The sequence below is a fragment of the Belnapia rosea genome (genome assembly GCF_900101615.1).
Classification (GTDB): Bacteria; Pseudomonadota; Alphaproteobacteria; order Acetobacterales; family Acetobacteraceae; genus Belnapia; species Belnapia rosea.
Genome location: NZ_FMZX01000069.1, coordinates 1 through 5,656, shown reverse-complemented (window position 1 = coordinate 5,656; position 5,656 = coordinate 1). Strand labels below are relative to the sequence as shown.

The 5,656-nt window shown below is 62.6% G+C and carries 2 protein-coding genes; one reads left to right on the top strand and one right to left on the bottom strand.

The window, feature by feature from the left end; genetic code table 11:
• On the bottom strand, positions 1-225 hold a 225-nt coding region (locus tag BLR02_RS27790; RefSeq protein ID WP_143018379.1), incomplete at its 3' end, for a transposase.
• 746 nt (positions 226-971) lie between these two features.
• Between BLR02_RS27790 and BLR02_RS27780 the strand changes: the two genes are divergently transcribed.
• A partial coding sequence (locus BLR02_RS27780) for a peroxidase family protein (RefSeq protein WP_281201442.1) occupies positions 972-5,656 on the top strand: 4,685 nt, incomplete at its 3' end.

Here is a 5,656-nt window from a genome sequence, read left to right as displayed (position 1 = left end):
CCACCAGCCGCGCAGACACCAACGCCGCCAGCGGTGATAGACGCTCGACCAGAGACCCAACCCGTCTGGCAGGTCGCGCCACGGCGCGCCGGTTCGGCAAATCCAGAGCGCCGCCTCAACGAAGCGGCGCAGTGCCACGTCATCACGCTTCCAGACAAGGGGGATTTGCTGCATCACCAGCATCAGCGACACCCATTGGGCGTCGTCCAGGCTTGTCCTGGTCATGGCCGCGTTCCTTGAAAGCCTCAAGACCTTCCAAGGTGGCGCGGCCAGAGACCAGATCGGAGCCAGATCGGTTAGTCAGACAGTCCGGTCACAGACCCTAGGACGACGGCGCCCCTGGCTCCAGCCCGGATGCTCCACGGCAAATAGTACAACTGTAAGTAATTGATTTGCCCGAATTCAGAGTTTTTCCTCGCTGAATGGTTGTATTGCCAGGAAAAAATTTCGAATCATCAAGCCCCTATGCGCCTCTTCACAGAACACCGCTCTGTTATACGTGGGTATTATCACGCGTTATCGAAGTAAACACCGCTTCGTGACGAAACTCATGACAATAGTAGAATGGTTTGTCGCTCTCGTGATTTCCGTCTGCCGACCGATCATTAGATCTTCTCCCTATCAGAGATAGAACGTACCGGCGCTGTTCTCACTAAATAGAGAAAGACCGGTGCGCAAATGGGAGGGCAGACGGTGATCCCTACTATCAAGGTCAGAGGGGCTGGTGTGATGCGGTGCGGCCGACGTCGCGGGGGGCCGCCCGGCCGCCCTGGGCCGCTGCAAGACTAAACCCGCCCCAGCGGCAGTCTCGAGGCGCCCCCCCCGCACCAAGCGCGATTGCATCCGCCGCAGGCGGTCCAGCTCACCACCAGAACTCGAGTCTTCTAACGCATCGCGTTAGTCGACCGTGACTGTCTAATTATTTACCCCAAACACCCAAATATCATCAATTCGCAGGAGCCCGAGCCCCCATGGTCAACCTGGTCAAGCACGATCTTGAGTTTATCCTCAAGCAGATCAAGATTGCAGAGGTGCATTCGGCGGGCACGCCGCTGACTGAGATCCGCCTCGGCGATGACGGGATTGTCTACGGCAATACCGACACCGTTCCTGAGGGCGTGACGACAACGCTGGCCATCCCAACTACGCTGTCGCCCTATGGGTTGCGCACGGTCGACGGCAGCTACAACAATCTGGTCGAGGGCCGCGACCAATGGGGCGCCGCCGACAATCCGTTCCCGCGCATCACCGACCCCGCATATCGTAACGAGGGCGATGACGCGATGCCGCCCGGCTACGTGCCTGGCAACAACAACAATTACGGCCAGGCAGGCGCCGTCGTCGACGCCGACCCACGCCTCATCTCCAACCTGATTGTCGACCAGACGCTGGGGAATCCGGCGGCCATTTACGCGGCCCTGACCCATGCTGGCGTGACCGGCGCGGCGGTCCTCCCGGCGCTGAACGCGATCACCGCGGCCTATGCGCCGGTCAAGGCCGCGTTGCTCGCCGCAAAGACGGCGACCACCCCCGAGGCCAAGGCAGAAGCAGCCGCGGCGAAGAGCGCGGCTGAGGTCGCGCTCGCGCCAGTCCTCGAGCACTATGGCATCGCGATGGACGGCAACAGCGTCGTCCTCCCGAATGTCGCGCCGGACGAGGGGCTGTCGGCGCCCTATAATGGTTGGTTCACGCTGTTCGGCCAGTTCTTCGACCATGGTCTCGACCTGTTATCGAAGGGCGGTAACGGCACGATCTACATCCCGCTGCAGCAGGACGATCCGCTTTACAACCCGGCGAGCCCGCACACCAACTTCATGGCGCTCACCCGCGCCCCGGCTGCCGCCGAGAACCTGACGACGCCGTGGGTCGACCAGAACCAGACCTACACCTCCCATTCGTCGCACCAGCTCTTCCTGCGGGAATACGCGCTGGTCGATGGCAAGCCGCTGGCCACCGGCAAGCTGCTCGAGGGTGATCGCGGACTTGCGACCTGGGCGGATGTCAAGGAGCAGGCCAAGGCCATGCTCGGCATCACCCTGACCGATGCCGACATCACGAACATCCCGCTCTTCGTCATGGACGAGTACGGCGAGTTCGTCCGTGGCCCGAATGGGCTCCCACAGCTCGTCATGAGCCTGGGCCCGGACAACAAGTTTGGCGGCGGTGACGACGTGATCGTCGAGGGCAACCTGACCGCGCCGATCAGCACGGCCGGAGCCGTGCGCACCGGCCACGCCTTCCTCGACGACATCGCGCACGCGGCGAAGACGGTGAACGATCGCGGGCAGAAGATGTACGCGGACGACGACGCCCCTACTTCTGCGGACGACGCCACCTCGACGCCTGCGGACGACGCCGTCGGTGTCCATCAGTCGGCCGTGGCCAATCCCTACTACGGACTGCCGACCCAGCCTGGCGACAGCTGGCAGATGAAGACCCTTGCACAGGTCGCCTTGAACCCGGATTTCGACGCGACCAAGCTGGAGAGCGCCGCTAACCCCAAATACATCAACCTGAATCGCTTCTACGACGACGAGCTGCTCGACGCGCACTACATCACCGGCGACGGGCGCGGCAACGAGAACATCGGCCTCTCGGCCGTGCATCACATCTTCCATTCCGAGCACAACCACACGGTCGAGCAGGTCAAGACGCGGGCGCTCGAATCCGGGGATCTCGCCTTCCTCAACGAATGGCTGCTCGTTGATGTCGCTGCCATCCCGAGCGATCCGGAGGTTATTGCAACCCTGCAATGGGACGGCGAGCGCCTGTTCCAGGCGGCGCGGTTCACCACCGAGATGCAGTACCAGCACCTGGTCTTCGAGGAGTTCGCCCGCAAGGTTCAGCCGGACGTGGACCTTTTCGTGTTCAACGCCTCGACGGACATCAACCCGGCCATTCTCGCCGAGTTTGCCCACGTCGTGTACCGCTTCGGCCACTCCATGCTGACCCAGGAGGTGGCAGCCACCAATGCCGACGGCAGCGATGCCGGCATGGACCTGTTCGAGGCCTTCCTGAACCCGCTTGCTTTCGGGTCGGACACGGTGAGTCATGAGATCGCCGCCGGCGCCATCATCCGCGGCATGACAAGCCAGGTCGGCAACGAGATCGACGAGTTCGTCACGGACGTCCTGCGCAACCAGCTCGTTGGCATTCCGCTCGACCTTGCGGCACTGAACATTGCCCGTGGCCGCGACACCGGCATGCCGTCCCTGAACTCCGCCCGCGCGCAGTTTAAGGAGGCGGCGAACGGAGACAGCCAGCTCGATCCCTATACGAGCTGGATGGATTTCGCGCTGAACCTGAAGAACCCCGCCTCCATTGTGAACTTCATCGCGGCCTACGGCACGCATGCCACGGTGACCTCAGCGACGACCGCGGATGGTCGGCGCGACGCGGCCATGAAGCTGGTGTTCGGCGATGCGAGCCTGGACGAGGCAGACCGCCAGGCCTTCCTCAACGGCACTGGCAGCTATGCGGCGAAGCTGGGCGGCCTCGATGACGTCGACCTGTGGGTCGGGGGCATGGCCGAGAAGAAGATGGCCTTTGGCGGCATGTTGGGCTCCACCTTCTCGTTCATCTTCGAACTGCAAATGGAAAATCTGCAGAACGGGGACCGGCTGTACTATCTCTCCCGGGTTCAGGGCCTGAACTTGCTGAACGAGCTGGAGAACAACTCGTTTGCCAAGATGGTGTTGAACAACACTGATCTGGGTGAGACCGGCTACGCACTGCCTGGCGACATCTTCTCCGTTCCCGATCATGTCCTCTACATGGACAAGGCCATGCAGTCGAAGTTCGGCTATGTGGACCCGGTGCAGGAGGACCCCTTCCTCGAAGCCGTCTCGCCCATGGTCCAGCGCGTCGACGCAAACGGGGACGGAGTGGCCGAATCGATCCGGGTCAATACCAACGATCACGTCCTGATCCAGGGCACCAACGGCGATGACACCATCGTGGCCGGCGGGGGTGACGACTCCGCCTGGGGGCGGGACGGCAACGACCGGATTGAGGCGGGCTACGGTGTCGACCGCATCCATGGTGGCAGGGGTGATGACATCATCACCAACTCTGGCACCGATATCGGCGAAGTCGATATGCTGCATGGCGAGGAGGGCAATGATGTCATCCACGCCGGCAGCGGCCTGGCCCTGGTCTTCGGCAATGAGGGGCAAGACTTCATCATCACCGGGCCGGACGGCAAGGAAGCCTTCGGTGGCCTCGGAAACGACTTCATCCTGGGCGGCGAGGGCGGTGATTTTCTGCTCGGCAATGAGGGCGACGACTGGATCGAGGCCGGCAACGGCTTCGACACCTCGGCCGGCGACAACTCGGAGCTGAACTTCAACTCCTCGATCATCGGCCACGACGTCATGTTCGCCGGCCAGAATGAGCATGATTTCGACGCCGAATCCGGCGACGACATCATGGTCCAGGGCGAGAGCGTCATGCGCAATGAGGGCATGCTGGGCTTTGACTGGGCGATCCACAAAGGCAACCAGGAGGCCGCCGACTCCGATCTGACCAAGCCGATCTTCACCACCGACGAGCAGGACATTCTGCGCGACCGGTTCGACCGGGTGGAGGCGCTGTCGGGGTGGAACAATAACGACATCTTGCGCGGCGACGACGTCGGCGACGTGACTCTGGAGGTCCCACCGGTGGGCGCCGGTGGCGAACTCGGCTTTGCCGGCCATGAGCTCTCCCAGGCGGGCATCGATCGCATCACCGGACTGCGCGAACTCCTCGGCGATTTGGTGGACCCGAGGCCGACGAGCGGCGACCTCGAGGCCACCGTGGCGTTCAATGCCGGCAACATTCTCCTCGGCGGCGACGGGAGTGACCTGATCGAAGGCCGCGGTGGGAATGATGTCATCGATGGCGACAAGTGGCTCAATGTCCGCATCAGCGTCCGCGATAAAGTCAACCCGGAGCTGGAGATCGAATCGCACGACAGCATGACGACACTCGCGGCCAAGATGCTGTCACGCGAGATCAACCCCAGCCAGTTGCGCATCGTGCGGGAGATCCTCGAAGCGGATGGCCGCGATGATGTCGATGTTGCGGTATTCCGCGGCAACCTCGAAGAGTACACGATCGTCAATCTGGGTAACGGAAGCTTCACCATCGCTCACACCAACCCGGTGCTGGTCGGCAATGCCCTGTCCGACGGTATCGATACGGTGCACAATATCGAGCGGGCGCAGTTCGCCGATCAGACCATCACCTTGATCAATCTCCCAGCGAGCGGCGCCCCAACGATCAGCGACTTGACGCCGATCAAGGGCCAGGCGCTGACGGTCTCGCTGGCCGGCATTACCGACCACGACGGGCTGCCGCTGCCAAGCGACTTCGGTTACCAGTGGGAAGCCTTGATCGACGGGACTTGGACGAGCATCGATGGCGCCAACGACGCATCCCTCACCCCGCTGGGTGCCCTGGTTGGCAAGGAGCTTCGTGTCAGCGTCTCATTCTTCGACGGTGGCGGCTCCCTGGAGACCCTGACATCGGCGCCGACCGCGGTGGTCACGGCGGATGCCACGATTGGCAGCGGGCCCGATGCGCTGGTGCTCAAGCTCAGCCAGGACGCCTATCTCGGCGATGCGCAGTACACCATCAGTGTGGATGGGGTGCAGATCGGGGGAGTTCTCACCGC